Below are 15,680 nucleotides of genomic sequence, written 5' to 3'. Positions count from 1 at the left end.
ATGGAGCGGGCCCTCCCGGAGCCGGCCCTGTGACCGGCCTTGCCGTCGCGCGCGCGATCCGCGCCAGGGCCGCCATTCCGGGACCCGCAGACGGATGCGCCGACGGGCCGGGTCTTCGCGGCAGCGCCGCGGCCCGGCATGCCCGCCGGGCTCTCATGCTGCGACCGGACGCGCCGGACGCGGCGCCGGGGCTGCGGCCAGATGGCGGAGTCGGGCGCCCGGCGGCGGGTCCCCGGGGCCCCGGCTCCGGCCGGACCGCGATCCCGCAGGCGCTGCGCTCTTGAAACCGGCCCCGGGTGGTGGGATCCATGTCCAGCCAGCGGAGATGCCGGGAGCGCACGTTCAGGATGTGGTATGTGATTTTCGTCAACGGTCTCGTGCTGCAGTTCTTCGCGGCGCTGATGGCGCTGGATGCGCTGGTCTTCCACGGCACATCGGCCAGCTTCGGCCTCGCCGCCATCGTCACCGGCACGATCGGCGGCCTCGTCAGCCTGGCCACGGCCTCCTCGCCGGACGATCTGCGGCGGCCGCACATCTTCCTGCTCACCACCTCGGTCTGGACCTCTGCGGCGCTCGCGGGGGCGGCGCCGCTGGCGCTCTGGTCGCTGTCCCTGACCGATGCGGTCTTCGAGGCGATGTCCGGCATCACGACCACGGGCGCCACGGTGATGAGCGGGCTCGACGAGGCGCCGCGGGGCATCATCTTCTGGCGCGCGCTGCTGCAGGGGGTCGGCGGGGTCGGCTTCATCGTGACCGGCATGGCGCTACTGCCGATCCTGCGGGTCGGCGGCATGCAGCTCTTCCGCACGGAGAGCTCGGACAAGGGCGGCAAGGAGCTGCGCAACGCCGCGGGCTTCGCGACGGCGACGCTGCAGATCTATGCGGGCCTGATCGCGCTCTGCGCGGTGGCCTACGTCGCGGGCGGCATGAATGTCTTCGACGCGGTGACCCATGCCATGACGACGCTCTCCACGGGCGGGTATTCGGGCTATGACGCCTCCTTCGGCCATTTCCAGAGCCCGTTCCTGCAATGGACCTGCACGCTCTTCATGTTCCTCGGCGCGCTGCCCTTCGCCTGGTACATCCGGATCGGCTACCGCGGCGCCTATCGCAGCGAGCAGGTCGAGGCGATGGCCTGGACGCTGGCGCTCTCCATCATCGGGCTGGCGGCCTGGCTGTCCCTGGCGCGCGGCATCGCCCCGTTCGAGGCGCTGCGGCTGGTCGCGTTCAACGTGGTCTCGGTCGTGACGACGACCGGTTATGCCACGACGGACTACACCTTGTGGGGCCCGTTCGCGACGGCGGCCTTCTTCGTGCTGACGGCGGTCGGCGGCTGCACCGGCTCGACCTCCGGCGGCGCGAAGGCGATGCGCTGGCTGCTGGCGGCCCGCGCCGTCGTCACCAGGGTCAAGCTGGTGCAGTCGCCCAGCCGGGTGCTGACCATCAAGTACGAGGGCCGCCGCGTCGAGGAGGACGTGCTGAACGGCGTCAGCTCGTTCTTCCTGTTCTACTTCGCCACTTTCGCGGTCCTGTCGCTTGCGCTCTCGCTGCTCGGGCTCGACATGCTGACGGCGGCAAGCGGGGCGCTGACGGCGCTGGCGAATGTCGGGCCGGGGGTCGGCTCGGTGATCGGCCCGGCGGGCAATTTCGAGTCGCTCACGGATCCCGAGAAGCTGGTGCTGGTCTTCGGCATGCTGCTCGGACGGCTGGAGATGCTGACGGCGCTGGTCCTGCTGACGCCGATGTTCTGGCGCGAGGCCATCCGCTGAGCCGATGTCCGGCGGGCGCGGGCCCGGGGCGGGGACCGCGGTTTCCGGAGCGGCCGCCAGCCTGCTTCGGGCGGTGCTCCGGCTGACGGCCGACGGCCATGGAACGGCCCGCTTCCCGCGGCCGGCTGCTGCGATTTGCGCTGCATTCGGCCTGCAGGGGCGGAGGCCTCCGGCCCCGCTTCGCGGCGGCCAATGCGGCTGCCCTGTCATGACCCGCGCGGCGCCGGGGTGCCCGTCCGGGCGGATTCAGCCGGCGGAGATCAATCCTAAGCGCCCGGCTTGCCAATGCGATATCCCGGCGCGGTCCATCCGGTCGCCGCGATGGCGATGGCCGGTCCGGGGGCACCGCCCTCGGCTGTTGCAGCACGGGGACCGAAGCTGCGCGGCAGGCCCCGGCGCCGGAAAGCCTGCAACAGAAAGCCCGATGCGGTGGCAGTGCCGCACCGGGGGGCGAACCGTCGCCGCTCGCCGCAGCCAAGGGATCACGGCCCTGCCGAGAGCCCCTCTGTTCCACAGATGCAGGCGAAGCCTGTTGCAGGACCCGTCAGCAGCCCGCAGAGCGCCGTTCCATGGAACAGGGGACCGCGTCCGTGCGATTGCGCGCGGGCACGGGGCCGTTTCCGCCAAGGCCGAGCGCAACCTCCAACCGTCGGGGACCTTCCAGACCGCTGCAGGCCATGTCCGGCGATGCCGACGGGGAATAGGGTGGCACTGCGGTCCCGGACCGTCTCGCGCAAGACCCTCGCGTCCCGCCAGGCCGGAGAACCGTCGCCAGCGCGGCGCGCGGCCATGATCCGCGCGCAAGCTGCCTCGCATGGCGCGGAGACCCTTGGAATTCCGGCGCCGCCACAGGCGGGTGCGGCGCCGCGCGTCCGTCAGTTCGACAATGCGCCCAGGACCGACTTCAGGCTGCGCATCTGCTGGTGGAGCCGGTCGAGGGCGGCGTCCATTTCGCCGACCAGCGCCGCGAGATCGGCCGGGATCGCGGCCGGGGCGTTGCGGCCGAGCGCGCGGGTCAGGCTGGCCTCGATCTCGCCCGCCGGGGCGACGCCCAGATCGGTGCGGAGAATCTCGCAGCAGTGCTGGTACTGGCTGATCGCGCGGGCGCGCTGGCCGGCCTCGGCATAGAGCTCGATCAGCGCGGCATGGATGTCCTCGCGATAGGGGTCCTGCCGCACGAGGCTGCGGGCGGCGTCGATCGAGCGGTGGCAGTCGCCGCGGTTGCGGTAGAAGCGCATCAGGCATTCCAGCGCGGTCTCGTAGAGCTCGGCGCAGCTCTGCCGCGCGGCAGCCGTCCACTCGCCGTCGACCTCGCTGAGGAAGGGACCGCTGCGGAACTGCATCGCGAGGTCGAGCGCCGCGATCTGCCGCCGGGTCCAGGTCTCGGCCGGGCGCGTCCGCACCCGCCCGGCGGCCCGCCGGAGGCACCACAGATCCACCCGCAGGACGGGCGCCCGCAGGAGCCCGATGCAGCCGTCGGTCTCCAGCACCGGCGCGTCCGGCCCGATCGACTTGCGCAGCCGCCACAGCGCCGAGGACAGCCGCGAGCGCGAGCGCGCCTCGCTGCAATCCGGCCAGAGCATCTCGGCCACGGTCTCGCGGGGGAGGGGGCTGCGCTCGCAATGGACCGCCAGCAGCGACAGCAGAGACCGGTTCGCGCGGGTCAGCGAAACCGGAGACCACAGGCCGTCCCGGTTGCGCCTTGATAGGCAGGGTTGCCCCATGACGCCGAGCCTGAAAGCGCTCATCGCCTCTTCCTCCGGTTATTACCCCCAGCCGCCCCCGCAAGGAGGCGGATCGCGGACCCGATGGCCCCAGTCCCGGCGAACGAGAGCGCCCGCTACAAGTGGAATGGGCACCAACATGGCACAACCGCAACGATTCTGCTTTGCGTGCCAATGCCAAACTCCTGAATACCTTACCCGAAGTCAACTATTGTCATGTTCGGGTGATCGCGAGGTGACGGCCCGGTGATGCGGGGGGGCCAGCATCGGTCCATCGAGTCGGAGGACCGCATGGCCAGTCTGGGCGCCGTACATTCGATGGGCGAGAGCATCATCGGCCACCTGCGGGACGCGCACCAGCTCCAGCGGCAGGTCGAAGAGGGGGTGCCCCCGGAGGCGCGGATCCTGCCGGACTGCGCCTTCCGCCAGCTTGCCGGATCGGATCTTGCCGCGGAGTTCACGCCGAACGGCAACGAGGTGACGCTCTATCTCTACCGCATCGGCATGGACAAGCTCCTGCGCACGGCGCCGGATCCGCGGACGCCGAACATCTCCGCCTCGCGGCCGCTCTCGCTGGAGCTGCACTACCTGCTGACCTCCTGGAGCACGAGCGCCGCCGACGAGCACACGCTGATGAGCTGGGCGATGCGCGAGCTGCACATGCGGCCGATCTTCGACCGCTCGCGGCTGCTGCCGCCCGAGCTGTGGCAGATGGAGGAGACCGTCCAGGTCACCCCTTCGGAACTCAAGCACGAGGACATGATGCGGGTCTGGGACGCGCTTGCCCCGGCCTACCGGCTGTCGGTGTCCTACATCGCCCGCGCGGTGCGCGTCGAAACCGTGCTGCAGCCCGCCGCCGGGCCGGTCGCCGCGACGCGGTTCCAGATCGAGGAGCTGCGCAGCCTCGCCTCCGGAGCGGCCGACGATGCCTGAGCGGGTCGATCTCCGCGTGCTCGGCGCGCTCCGGCTGCGCGACGGCGTCACCGGCGCCGCCATCCGCCGCCGCCTGCGGGTCGGCGCGCCCGGTCTGACGCTGCGCCAGAACCGCGACGGGCTGCACGTGATCTACGGCGCCCTTGGCCTCGAGGCGCACCGCACGGCCTTCGAGGCCCCGCCGGCCGCGCCCGCGCCCGGCAGCCTGGACTTCGATCTGAGCATCGAGGACCCCGACGGCATCTACCTTCCGGCCCGCGCCAGCCTGGCGCTGCCGCGCGGCTTCGATCCCGAAGGCGGGCTGCGCGATCTGGTGATCCCGGTCGAGATCGACCTTGCGCGCTCGGCCGGCATGCTGGTGCCCCGCAACTGGGCCGCGCTGGCGGTGATGGTGCGCGACCAGGCCGGTGCGCCCCTGCGCGGCGCGCTGGTCGAGCTGCGCCCCCAGGGCGGCGGCGACCGGATGAGCTGGGGGCTGACCAATGCGCATGGCGAGGCGGTGCTGGCGGTGCCGGGCCTGCCGCTGATGCGCGTCGTCGAGAACGATCCCGGGACGGACGAGGATGACGAGATCATCTCGGCCGAGACGCCGGTGGAACTGACCGCGGTCGCCGATCCCGCGCGGCCCTGGCCGGTGGATCCGGCCGTGCTGGCGGCAGGCGGCCCGGGGCTGAGAACGGCCGGGCCGCAGGCGATGACGCTGGCGCCCGGGCGCACCGATAACGCGGAGCTGTCGCTCGACCTCGGTTGAGCGGCGGCAATCCCCAACACGCCGGTCCCGAGCGGCCCGCGCAAACGACGGAGAAGAGACATGGTGGAACTGCTCGCGCCGGGGGTCTACACGATCGAGACCAGCTTCCGGTCCGCCTCGATCCAGGGCGTCGGAACCTCCACGACCGGGTTCGTGGGACTGGCCAGGAACGGCCCGCGCGCCGGCCCGCCCCGGCTGGTCACGAGCTTCGGCGAGTTCGAGCGGCTCTATGGCGGGCTCGCGGATCTGGAGATCGCGGGACTGGCCGGCGGGCCGGCGACCAACTACCTGGCGATGGCGGTGCGCGGCTTCTTCAACGAGGGCGGCTCGCGGCTCTACATCTCGGCGGCCTTCCTCGCCCGCCCGGGCAGCGACGGGCTTGCCCGCGCCGCGCTGGTCGGCAATTCCGACGCCGATGCGCGCCACCTTATCCTGCGCTCGCGCTTTCCCGGCTCGGGCGCCAATGGCAGCCTGCAGCTATCCGAGATCGTCTCGCCCGCCACGGCGCAGGCGCTCTCCAGCGCGCCGGTCGGCAGTCTCGCGCGGACGCGCGGCCGGCCGTCCGAAGCCGCGGCCGTCACCGCGGTCCAGCCGCCGGGCGAGCTGACCGACGGCATGACGCTGAGCATCGGCGTCGACGGCGCCGCGGCGCAGGAAGTGACCTTCAATGGCGGCATCGCCATGGCCTCGGCGCAGGTAACGACCACCACCCCGATCTCGATCCCGCCCAACACCAACCTCGTCGTGACCATCGACGGCCAGGCCCACGAAATCCCGCTGACCGAGGGCGAGAACCGGCCGGTCGGCCAGATCCGCAACGAGATCGACGCGGCACTGACCAACGGCACGTGCACGCGCGCCGGCAACCGCTTCCGCATCCGCTCGGCGGCGGCGGGCTCGGGCGTCACGGTGACGGTGGAGCAGCTCGACCTGCTGGGCTTCACCCAGCCTCTGACCGAGGCCACCGGCACCGGCATGCGCCGGCTGGACGACGTCCGCGCGGCCGATCTCAACTTGGTCTTCGGCGATGCCGGCATCGGGGTGACCGTGGTCAACGTGGCGGGCACGTCGCTGCTGCAGATGGTGTCGAATACCAGCGGCGCGGGGTCCGCGATCGACCTTTCCGCGCCGGGCAATGCCGCGGCGCTGACCGCCCTGGGCTTCGACCCGGCCGAGCTCGGCGCCGCCGGGACCGGCGTCGACGGCGTCGCCCGGCGGATCTTCATCCGCGCCAGCACGGCCGCGGCCGGCTGGCAGGAATACGGCGTCCAGCCCGATGCCAGCTGGGCCACGACCGGCGGGCTGGTCGATGCCTCGGGCGTGCTGACGGACGAGGCGCATCTGGTCACGCTGAACCTCGCCTGGGAAAGCGTCGACGGCGTCACCGCCGCCTATGAGGGGCTGGGCTTCGACGAGACCCATCCGCGCTATTTCGGCCATCGCATGGCGACGGTCGCGGATCCGGTGGACGAGCCGCTGGGCGACCCGCTGGTGCTGGCCGAGGACGGGCTGAACGCCGCCGATGTCCATGCCGCGCTCTTCGCCGGCGGCCGCGCGGATGAAAGCGACGTGCTGTCGAACGCGATCCCGCTGGCCGGCGGCAATGACGGGACGGTGCCCGGGCTGCAGACCGTGACCGACGCGCTCGGCCGGCTGAACCTGATCGACGACATCGCCATCGTCGCGGCCCCGGGCTCGAGCGCCTATCCCAGCCTCGAGACGCCGGTCAGGAACCTGCTGATCGGCCATGCCCAGGACAGCAACTTCCGCATCGCGGTCTGCGATCCGCCGCCCCGCCAGCAGATGGCGCAGCTGCGCCAGACCCGCGGCACGATCGACAACACCTACGCCGCCTTCTACGCGCCCTGGATCCGCGTCGCCAATCCGCGCGCCCGGCCGGGCAACGAGGCGATCCCGCGCGAGCTGACCCTGCCGCCCTCGGGCCATATCTGCGGCATCTATGCCCGCAACGACAGCGCCCGCGGCGTCTGGAAGACCCCCGCGAACGAGATCATCCGCGAGGCGATCGGCTTCGAGACCGACTACAACCAGCGCCACCAGGAGGTGCTGAACCCGATCGGGATCAACGTCCTGCGCTATCTCACCGGGCGCGGCAACCGGGTCTATGGCGGCCGGCTGGCGACCTCGGACATGGAGATCAAGTACGTCTCCGACCGGCGCTACCTGAACTTCCTCAAGGGCTCGATCTACCAGTCGATGCAATGGGCGGTGTTCGAGCCGAACGGGCCCGAGCTGTGGACCGACGTGCGCGAGGCGGTGACGTCCTTCCTGTTCAACCAGTGGCGCAACGGCGCGCTTCTGGGCGCGACCCCGGAAGTGGCGTTCTTCGTGCGCTGCGACCGCTCGGTCATCACCCAGGACGACCTCGATAACGGGCGGCTGATCTGCGAGATCGGCGCCGCCATCGTCAAGCCCGCGGAATTCCTCGTCTTCCGCATCGGCCAGAAAACCGCGGATGCGCGGAGCTAAGGAGGCGTGAATGGCACGCGACGTTCCCTACAGCAACTTCAACTTCAAGGTCGTGGACCAGTCCGGCAATCTCGTCGGCCAGTTCTCGGACGTCTCGGGGCTGGGCGCCGAAGTGACGGTGGCAGAATACCGCAACGGCACCGACAAGCAGAACCACGTCACCAAGATCCCCGGGGTCCACAAGTTCGAGAATGTCACGCTCAAGCGCGGCATCGTCGACAGCGAGTCCCTGTTCAACTGGATGAAGGAGACCTGGACCTCGGGCCCGGCGGCCAAGCGCGACATCCGGATCGAGCTGCAGAACGAGCAGCACGAGCCGGTGCAGAGCTGGAAGCTGACCGGCGCCTGGCCGACCAAGTACACCGGCCCGACCATGGCGGCGGCCGGCGGCACCGAGGTCGCGATGGAGGAGATCCAGCTCGCCTATGACGTGATGGACCCGATCCAGGAAGCCAAGTCCGGCTGAGGACGCGAAGGCGCGCGGCCGCCCTGGCCGCGCGGAGATCTCGGCCGCGGCTGACGGAGCCGCGGCCCGGCCGCTGATCCGGGACAGCCATGCTGCATCGCAACATCATCTTCGAGACGACGAGCCCCGCCCAGACCGCGGATCCGGCGCGCATGGATGTCGCCTGCTTCGTCGGTCTCGTGGCCGAGCGCCCCGGCGCGGCGCTGCCGCAGCCGCTGCGCGAGATGCTGATGCGGCAGTTCGGCGCCTCCGAGGCCGCGCTCGAGCTGCCCGGACGGCTGCTCAACCGGCCGGTGACGGTGACCAGCGTCGAGGCCTTCGAGGCGCTTTTCGCCGCCGAGGCGCGGCTCGAGGCGCGTGCCGAGGTGACCGGCGGCGCGCTGCCCGCGGCGCTGCCCGGCGCGGGGGTCGAGCCGGCGCTGCATGTCGTCATCGACGGCCTGATCCGCGAGATCCCGCTGGCGCCCCTGCCGCTGACCCCGCAGGCGCTGGCCGACCGCGTCGCGGCGGCGGGGCTGGGGCTGGAGGCGGCGATTTCCGAAGGGCCCGCGCTGCGCATCTCGCTTCCGGCCGCGCACGGGCCGGGGACGCTGGCCGTGCTGCCGCATCCGGCCTACGGCTTCCCCGAAACCCGCCGCGCCCGCGCCCGCGCCATTCCCACCGCGATGGGCCAGGCGGTGCGGCAGTTCTTCGCCATGGGCGGGCGCAAGGCGGTGATCGTGCGGATGGGCGACCCGGTCCCCTATGCGGCGCGCCGCGCCGAACGGCTGGCCGCGCTGGTCCGCGTCCTGGTGCGCAGCCCGGGCACATCGGCGACCGATGCGGGCACCGCGCAGACGGCGCTCCTGTCGGATCTGCCGCCGCCGACCGTCGAGGCGCCGCAGCGCTACGGCCCGACCCATGCCTACGGGCTGGAGGACACGACCTTCCTCCTGCTGCCGGATCTGCCCGAGCTGACCGCCCCGCCGCCCAGCCTGGCGCCGCTGCCGCCCGAACCGGCGGCGCCGCGCGCCGTCTTCGCCGAATGCCTGCCCGCCGCGGGCAGCCTGTCGGACGCCGCGCAGTCGGCCTTCGGCGCGCCCGAGGCGGACGAGCTGGGACTGGCGCTGTGGCGCACGGCGCTGGAGCGGGTGCTGGGGATGCTGCGCAGCCATCTGCGCGACAAGATCGTGCTGGCCGCGCTGCCGCGCATGGCGCCGGGGATCACCCTGCCGGAAATCCCGCGCAGCGCCTTCCTGCAGCTGGCCGAGGGCTGGGTGCGCACGCCGCTGTCGGAGACCGCGCCGGGACGGCTGATGGCGCCCGATGCGGTGCTGGCCGGGCATCTGGCCAATGCGACGCTGATCCGCGGCACCTGGCTTTCGGCCGCGGCGCAGCCGGTCGCTGGGCTGCGCGACATCGAGCCCGGCCGGGCGCCCTCGGGCCTGCCGACCTGCCGGCTCTTCCGCGACCGCGGCGGCTTCCGCCTGACCGGCGACCTGACGACGGCCGAGGATCCCTCCTGGACCGACGGACCGGTGTCGCGGCTGATGGCGATGCTGCTGCGCCAGGCGCGCGAGATCGGCGAGGACCTGGTCTTCGAACCCTCGAACGAGGCGCTCTGGGCGGCGGTGGAGACGGCGCTGCGCGGCACGCTCGACGTGGTCTACCGCGCGGGCGCGCTGGTCGGCACCGGCGAGGGCGACAGCTACACGGTGCGCTGCGACCGCAGCACGATGACGCCGCGCGATCTCGACGAGGGGCGGCTGATCGCCGAGGTCAGCTTCCGCCCGGTGGTCCCGATCGCGCTGATCCGCGTGCGCCTGCCGCTGTCGGGCGCCACCGGACAGGCCGCCCTGGCAGGAGGCCCGCAATGACCGCAGGACTGCCCCCCATCCCGCTGCAGGTGTTCAACTTCACCGTGACCTTCCGGCAGGTCGATGCCGAGGGCAAGCCCAAGGCCGGCGCGGTGGCGCTGTGCTCGGGGCGGTTCTCGGAGGTCTCCGGGATCGAGGCGACGATGGAGCCGAAGGCGATCCGCGAGGGCGGGCGCAACTACGGCGACATCCAGCGCGCGGGCCGGGTGACCTTCTCGACCGTGATCCTCAAGCGCGGGGTGACGCGCTCGCCCGACCTCTGGACCTGGTTCCAGCTGGTCGGCCAGGGCAAGACCGCCACCCGCCTCCAGGCCGAGCTGATCCATTCGGACTGGCCCGATCCGCCCGCGCCGCCCGCCTCCGGCGCCAGCTTCCCGCAGCCCGAGCGGCCCGAGGTGATGCGCTGGACGATGACCAACGCGCTGCCGGTCAAGTTCAAGGCCGCGGCCTATTCGGCCTCCGCCAGCGAGGTCGGCATCGAGGAGCTGCATTTCGTCCATGAGGGCCTGTCCCTCGCCGTCGGAGGCCGCACGGTATGACCGAGCAGAACGTCACCCGCGCCAAGATCCGCCAGCTGACCGATGCGCGCGGCCGCGAGGCATCCTTCGAGCCGGTCACGGTGGATTTCAACCCCGAGACCCTGGCGCTGGCGATCCGCAACCAGATGGAGAAGGCCGAGGGCGGCACCCAGGACGGCCGCCCGCCGCAGCAGCTGGTGTCCTCCTCCGAGGTGACGCTGACCGTGCAGCTGGTCTTCGACACGACGCTGACCGGGGATGACGTGCGCACCCGTACCGCGCAGATCGCCGAGATGATGCGCCCGGGCACCGAGGTGCGCGGCGAGAAGGGCAAGAAGCGCCCGGCGAAGGTCGAGTTCTCCTGGAACCAGTTCGCCTTCCAGGGGCTGATCACCGACTATTCCGAGACGCTGGATTTCTTCTCGGCCGAGGGGCTGCCGCTGCGCGCGGCGCTGAACCTGACGCTGACCCGCTACGAGGCGGCTTTCCCCGAGCCGCAGCGCGACAAGGCCGATGTCGGCGCCGGCAGCGGCGCGACGACCGCGCCGGTCAGCAGCAATGACAGCACCCATGACGTCGCCGCCAGCCAGGGCTTTCCCAAGACCGACCAGGCCCGCCAGATCGCCGAGAGCAACGGCGAGGAGAACATCCGCAACCCCGAGGCCGAGGAGATGGCCAGCCCTGGCGCCGCCTTCGAGGCCGGCGCCGCGGCGGGCGCCTTCGGCTCGGCGCTGTCCGGGGGCGCGGGCGCGGGCGCCGGGGTCAGCTTCGGTGCCGCGCCGGTCGCCTTCGCCTCCGGCGAGGCCGGGTTCGGGCTCGATCTGGGGATCGGCGCCTCGGCCGGGATCAGCGCCGGGGCGGGGGCGTCGCTCTCCGCGGGCGCCTCGCTGTCGGGCGGTGCCTTGGCCGGGGCGGGGGCCTCCTTCGGCGCGGCCGCGGGCGCAGGCGCGTCCTTCGGCGCCGCGGCGGGGGCGGCCTCGGGCGGGATCGCCTCGGCCGGCTTCTCGGCCTCGGCGGGCGGCGGCACGCTCGGGATCGACAGCTTCGCAGGGCTCAACGCGCCGAAGATCTCCGGCGCGGGCGCCTCGCTCGGCGGCGAGATCTCCTTCGACCTGCCCGATGCGCCGGGCCTCTCGGCGGGGGTCTCGCTCTCTGCCGGGGCGGGCGTGTCGCTGGGCGGCGCGGCCTCGGCCTCGCTCTCGGCCGGGGGCGGCGTCGGCGGCTGCGAAAGGGTCGATGTCGGGCGCGAGATCAACCTCGCCGACATCCTGTTCAAGGAGGACCAGTGATGCCCGAGATCGACATCGAGGACGTCGAAGCCGAAATCGTCGAGCCGCTCCGCCCGGCCGATGCCCGCCGGGCGCCGCCGCGGCGTCCCGATTTCCAGCGCCTGATCCGCGAGGCCACGGCCCGCGAGGCCTGGCGCGCCGAACGGCTCTCGCCGGAATAGGAGCTGCGCCATGCCCGAGGACCAGCTCTACGACGCCGTCATCGTCGACACCCGCCCCGTGATCGAGGTGGCGGGCGCGCAGCACGACATGATCCCCGAACTGCTGGTGGCGGTCGAGGTCTGCGAGCGCGAATGCGGCCTCTCCCATGCCGAGATCCTGCTGCTGAACTCGACCGAGCATGCCGGGGCCGGGCTGGGCCTGGCCTTCGAGCACAGCGAGACGAACCTCTTCCCGCTCGGCGAGACGCTGCGCGTGCTGACCGGAGATGCCGCCGACCCGACCGAGATCTTCCGCGGCATGGTCAGCGCGGTCTCCTTCGAGATGGAGGATGGCGACCAGCCGCGGCTGCGGGTCTTCGCCGAGGACGCGCTGATGTCGTGGCGCATGGTGCGCCGCAACCGGACCTTCGCCGCCGGGCCGCTGCGCGACCTCCTGCGGCAGCTGGCGCGGGATACCGGGCTGTCGCCGGTCATCACCGGGCTCAATGAAGAGGTCGACGAGCAGCAGCAGCTCAACGAGACCGACCTGGCCTTCCTGCAGCGGCTGGCCCGGCGCTACGATTTCGACGCGCAGGTGGTCGCCGAGGAGCTGCATCTGAGCCCGCGCGCGGCGGTCGACCGCGGGACGGTGACGCTGGCGCTCGGCCAGCAGCTCCGCGACGTGCGGGTGACGGCGGATCTCGCGCATCAGCGCGGCGCCACCGAGGTGCACGGGCTCGACATCTTCTCGGGGGCGGTGAAATCCGTCCGCTCGGGCAGCCTGACCGCGCTCGGCCCCGGCGCGGGCGCCACCGGGCCGGAGGAGGTCGACCGCGTCTTCCCCGGCACCCGCGTCCGCCTGCCGGATACCGATTTCGCCAATGAGACCGAGGCGCAGGCCGTCGTCGACGCCGCCCAGACCCGGCGCGCGCGCGGCTTCGTCCTGGCCGAGGGGCGCGCCGTCGGCAATGCCGCGATCCGCGTCGGCACGGTGGTGACGCTCGAGGAGCTCGGGCCGCGCTTTTCCAATGACTACTACGTGACGCGCGTGCGGCACAGCTTCGACCAGCGCGCCGGGCTGGTCAGCGAATTCAGCGCCGAATGCGCCTATTTCGGGAGGGTTTGACATGGCCGACCAGATGCAGGGACGTCTCGAGCTGGCAGAGGTGCTGGATGTCGCCGATCCCGAGGCGCTCAGCCGCGTGCGCATCCGCTTCCTGTCGCGCGGGCCCGCGGCGGACGATCCGGGCAATTCCGAGGGCCAGGACGCCACCGCCTGGGCGCTGGTCGCGGTGCCCTTCGCGGGCGACGGGATGGGGGCGTTCTTCATTCCCGATGTCGGCGACCGGGTGGTCGTCAGCTGCCTCAACGGCGATGCCCGCTATCCGGTGGTGCTGGGCTCGATCTGGGACGGCAGCCGGGCGAGCCCGGAAAGCCTGCCGGGATCCGAGGTCGACCGCTGGTCGCTGACCGGCAAGGCGGGATCGCGCATCGCCATCACCGAGGAGAACGGCACCGCGGTCATCGATGTCGAGACCCCGGGCGGCGCGCGGGTGCGGCTCGACGACGGCGCGGGCGAGATCTCGGCGACGATCGGCGGCAGCAGCCTGACCATGAGCTCCAGCGGCGTGTCGATCTCCACCACCACCTTCGAGGTGTCGGCAAGCTCGGTGTCGATCTCGGCGCCGACCGTGTCGGTCGATGCCGTGACCTCGAGCTTCTCGGGCATCGTCACCAGCGATCTCAACCAGACCAACACGACGGTGTCCTCGACCTACACCCCCGGCGCAGGAGGCATCTGGTGAAACACGAGACGCTCTTTGACGGAATGCACCTGGCGGCCGGGCCGCGCTCCAAGGTGATCGAGCCGACGCTCCTGCGCTACGACCTGGGCCCGGCGCTGGTCGAGGATCTCTATGCCGACCTGCGCGCCGAGGACTGGCGCGAGCGGCTCGGGGCGCGTGCCGATCTGGAGCGCCGGGGCGGCGTGCCGCTGGTCGACCAGGGGGTGCACCGCAAGGCCGTGCTGGTCCTCTTGGAGGCGGCCTGCCTGGTGCCGGGCTTCCCGCGGCTCGATCCGGCGAAGGTCACGCAGGCGGCGATGGTAGTCCGGCGCGAGAAGGACGGCGTGACCGAGGGCTGGCTGAGCGATGCGCGCGACCGGCCGCTGGGCTGGAAGCCGCTGCCGCCCGAGGCGCTCGGCGCGCTGTCGGACTACGATCCCGACCGGGTGCAGCGCCGCGCGCGGCTGACCGGCGCCAATCCGGTGCTGCGCCGCAAGGAGACGCTGACTGGCGACAGCGAGGGGATCACCGAGACGGTCCATCCGCTCTTCGCCATTCCCCCCGACATCGCCGCGCAGCTGGGGCGCAGCCTGTGGTTCGCCGTGCTGCCCACCGGATCGCGCGCCATCGCGCCGGTCGAGGCGCCGCCGCCGCCCTTCGAAGAAAGCGATACCGGCGAGCGGATGCCGAACCTGCTGCGCCACGAGCGCAACGCCAATCCGCTGCCGCCGACGGGCAGCACGATCACCCTGGCGGCCTTCCGCGCGGCCTCCGGCGATCCGGCGCTCGACGGGGTGGCGGGGCTGCGCTCGACCCTGGCCTGGCTGGCGCAGGAGACCGGCGTCTTCACCGGCGAGCCCTATGCCGCGGAGCTGAAGGCCCAGCTCGGCGCCGTCGCGCTCGAGGGCGGCGGCACGCTCTTCGGCTGGCTCGAGGGCGCGCATGCCGCGCTGGTCCTGCGCAGCGACGGGGCGGGCGACTCGGTCCAGACCCCCGAGAGCTGGCCCGCGATCTCCGAGACCCGCTTCAAGGCGCTGCGCGCCGCCAGCTTCGCCGCCATGGCCGCGCGCTGGTCGCTGCTGTCGCCCGCGGTGTCGCGCTTCGGGCCGGTCGGCGACCGCTACAGCCTGCGCTGCTTCCTGCGGCTCGACGACTGCCCGGGCTGCCCGCCGCGCATGCTGTGGTCGCCGCTGTCGCGCAGCTACACGATCCGGCCCTGGTACGAGAGCGGCGGCGCCCCGCCCGCGCAGATCGAGCTGCCCTCGCTGACCCCGGAGGCGCTGAAGAACATCAAGCCGGATGTCGCCATCAAGGTGCCGCCCGAGATCCAGAAGTTCATGGACAAGCTGAACATGCAGGATCTGCTCGACGGCAAGCGCAACGAGAATACCAGCATCAGCTTCGGCATGATCTGCGGCTTCTCGATCCCGATCATCACGATCTGCGCCTTCATCGTCCTGTCGATCTTCCTCAGCCTGCTGAACCTGCTGTTCTTCTGGCTGCCCTTCATCAAGATCTGCATCCCCTATCCGATCATCTCGACATCGGAGGAGGACTCATGACCGCCTCGCCCTTCCTGCCCCGCGAACCGATCGGCTGGCCGCTCCTGCCCGTGCCGGACGAGACCGGAAGCCTCCGCTGGCCCGGGCTCGACCTGTCGGTGCGCCAGACGATCCGCGCCATCCTGATGACCCGGCGGGGCGAGCTGCTGCTGGCGCGCGACCGCGGCGTCGGGCTGGCCGACTACCTGCACCGCCCCAATTCCGCCGACACCCGGCGCGAGCTGCGCGAGCGGATCATCGCCGCGATCGGCGCGATGGAGCCGCGCGTGCGCCTCGATGCCGTGGACCTGGCCCCAGCCGGCGACCGCGGCGAGGAACTGACAATCACGATCACCTACAGCATCCGCCGGACCGGCTCGCCCGGTGCCGTTTCGGTCACGATGAAGCTCGGAGGCTAG

The 15,680-nt window shown here is 72.0% G+C and carries 14 protein-coding genes; 13 read left to right on the top strand and 1 reads right to left on the bottom strand.

The genetic code is table 11. The features are described 5' to 3' along the window. Positions 1-347: 347 nt before the first annotated feature. Positions 348-1,769, top strand: a complete 1,422-nt coding sequence (locus FGX59_RS22000; protein ID WP_138469281.1) for a TrkH family potassium uptake protein — start codon at positions 348-350, stop codon at positions 1,767-1,769. Between the two features lie 875 nt (positions 1,770-2,644). On the opposite strand, the gene FGX59_RS21995 is transcribed toward FGX59_RS22000, so the two are convergent. Next, on the bottom strand, positions 2,645-3,517 hold the full coding sequence (locus FGX59_RS21995; RefSeq protein ID WP_138469280.1) for a BTAD domain-containing putative transcriptional regulator: 873 nt from the start codon (positions 3,515-3,517) through the stop codon (positions 2,645-2,647). A gap of 267 nt (positions 3,518-3,784) precedes the next feature. On the opposite strand from FGX59_RS21995, the gene FGX59_RS21990 reads away from it, so the two are divergent. The 12 genes from FGX59_RS21990 to FGX59_RS21940 all read left to right on the top strand — a co-directional run bounded on the left by FGX59_RS21990 (position 3,785) and on the right by FGX59_RS21940 (position 15,680). After that, entirely contained in the window at positions 3,785-4,426 is a 642-nt protein-coding gene (locus FGX59_RS21990; RefSeq protein WP_171060772.1) for a DUF4255 domain-containing protein, read from the top strand. Further along, positions 4,419-5,177, top strand: coding sequence for a hypothetical protein (locus FGX59_RS21985; RefSeq protein ID WP_138469278.1), 759 nt, complete (start codon positions 4,419-4,421; stop codon positions 5,175-5,177). Before FGX59_RS21990 ends, FGX59_RS21985 begins: the two co-directional genes overlap by 8 nt. Positions 5,178-5,237: 60 nt before the next feature. Then, positions 5,238-7,667, top strand: a complete 2,430-nt coding sequence (locus tag FGX59_RS38175; RefSeq protein ID WP_206078410.1) for a phage tail sheath subtilisin-like domain-containing protein — start codon at positions 5,238-5,240, stop codon at positions 7,665-7,667. A 10-nt stretch (positions 7,668-7,677) separates the two neighbouring features. Beyond that, complete coding sequence (locus FGX59_RS21975) at positions 7,678-8,133, top strand: phage tail protein (protein WP_138469277.1); 456 nt, start codon at positions 7,678-7,680, stop codon at positions 8,131-8,133. A gap of 89 nt (positions 8,134-8,222) precedes the next feature. Further along, a complete protein-coding gene (locus FGX59_RS21970) occupies positions 8,223-9,989 on the top strand; it encodes a hypothetical protein (protein ID WP_138469276.1) in 1,767 nt (588 codons plus the stop codon). Then, entirely contained in the window at positions 9,986-10,528 is a 543-nt protein-coding gene (locus FGX59_RS21965; RefSeq protein WP_138469275.1) for a phage tail protein, read from the top strand. Before FGX59_RS21970 ends, FGX59_RS21965 begins: the two co-directional genes overlap by 4 nt. After that, a complete protein-coding gene (locus tag FGX59_RS37705; RefSeq protein ID WP_171060771.1) occupies positions 10,525-11,796 on the top strand; it encodes a hypothetical protein in 1,272 nt (423 codons plus the stop codon). The genes FGX59_RS21965 and FGX59_RS37705 overlap by 4 nt, the downstream gene beginning before the upstream one ends. Then, positions 11,796-11,957 carry a hypothetical protein gene (locus tag FGX59_RS37700; protein ID WP_171060770.1) on the top strand — a complete coding sequence of 54 codons (162 nt, stop codon included), beginning with the start codon at positions 11,796-11,798 and terminating at the stop codon, positions 11,955-11,957. The genes FGX59_RS37705 and FGX59_RS37700 overlap by 1 nt, the downstream gene beginning before the upstream one ends. A 10-nt stretch (positions 11,958-11,967) precedes the next feature. Next, complete coding sequence (locus tag FGX59_RS21955; RefSeq protein WP_138469274.1) at positions 11,968-13,062, top strand: phage late control D family protein; 1,095 nt, start codon at positions 11,968-11,970, stop codon at positions 13,060-13,062. Between the two features lies 1 nt (position 13,063). Continuing rightward, a complete protein-coding gene (locus FGX59_RS21950; protein ID WP_138469273.1) occupies positions 13,064-13,741 on the top strand; it encodes a phage baseplate assembly protein V in 678 nt (225 codons plus the stop codon). After that, a complete protein-coding gene (locus FGX59_RS21945; protein ID WP_138469272.1) occupies positions 13,738-15,282 on the top strand; it encodes a hypothetical protein in 1,545 nt (514 codons plus the stop codon). The genes FGX59_RS21950 and FGX59_RS21945 overlap by 4 nt, the downstream gene beginning before the upstream one ends. Continuing rightward, positions 15,279-15,680 carry a GPW/gp25 family protein gene (locus FGX59_RS21940; protein ID WP_138469271.1) on the top strand — a complete coding sequence of 134 codons (402 nt, stop codon included), beginning with the start codon at positions 15,279-15,281 and terminating at the stop codon, positions 15,678-15,680. The genes FGX59_RS21945 and FGX59_RS21940 overlap by 4 nt, the downstream gene beginning before the upstream one ends.

Source organism: Poseidonocella sp. HB161398, assembly GCF_005870025.1.
Lineage (GTDB): Bacteria > Pseudomonadota > Alphaproteobacteria > Rhodobacterales > Rhodobacteraceae > Mangrovicoccus.
The sequence above is the reverse complement of the archived record's forward strand: the minus strand, read 5'-3'. Positions and strand labels throughout refer to the sequence as shown.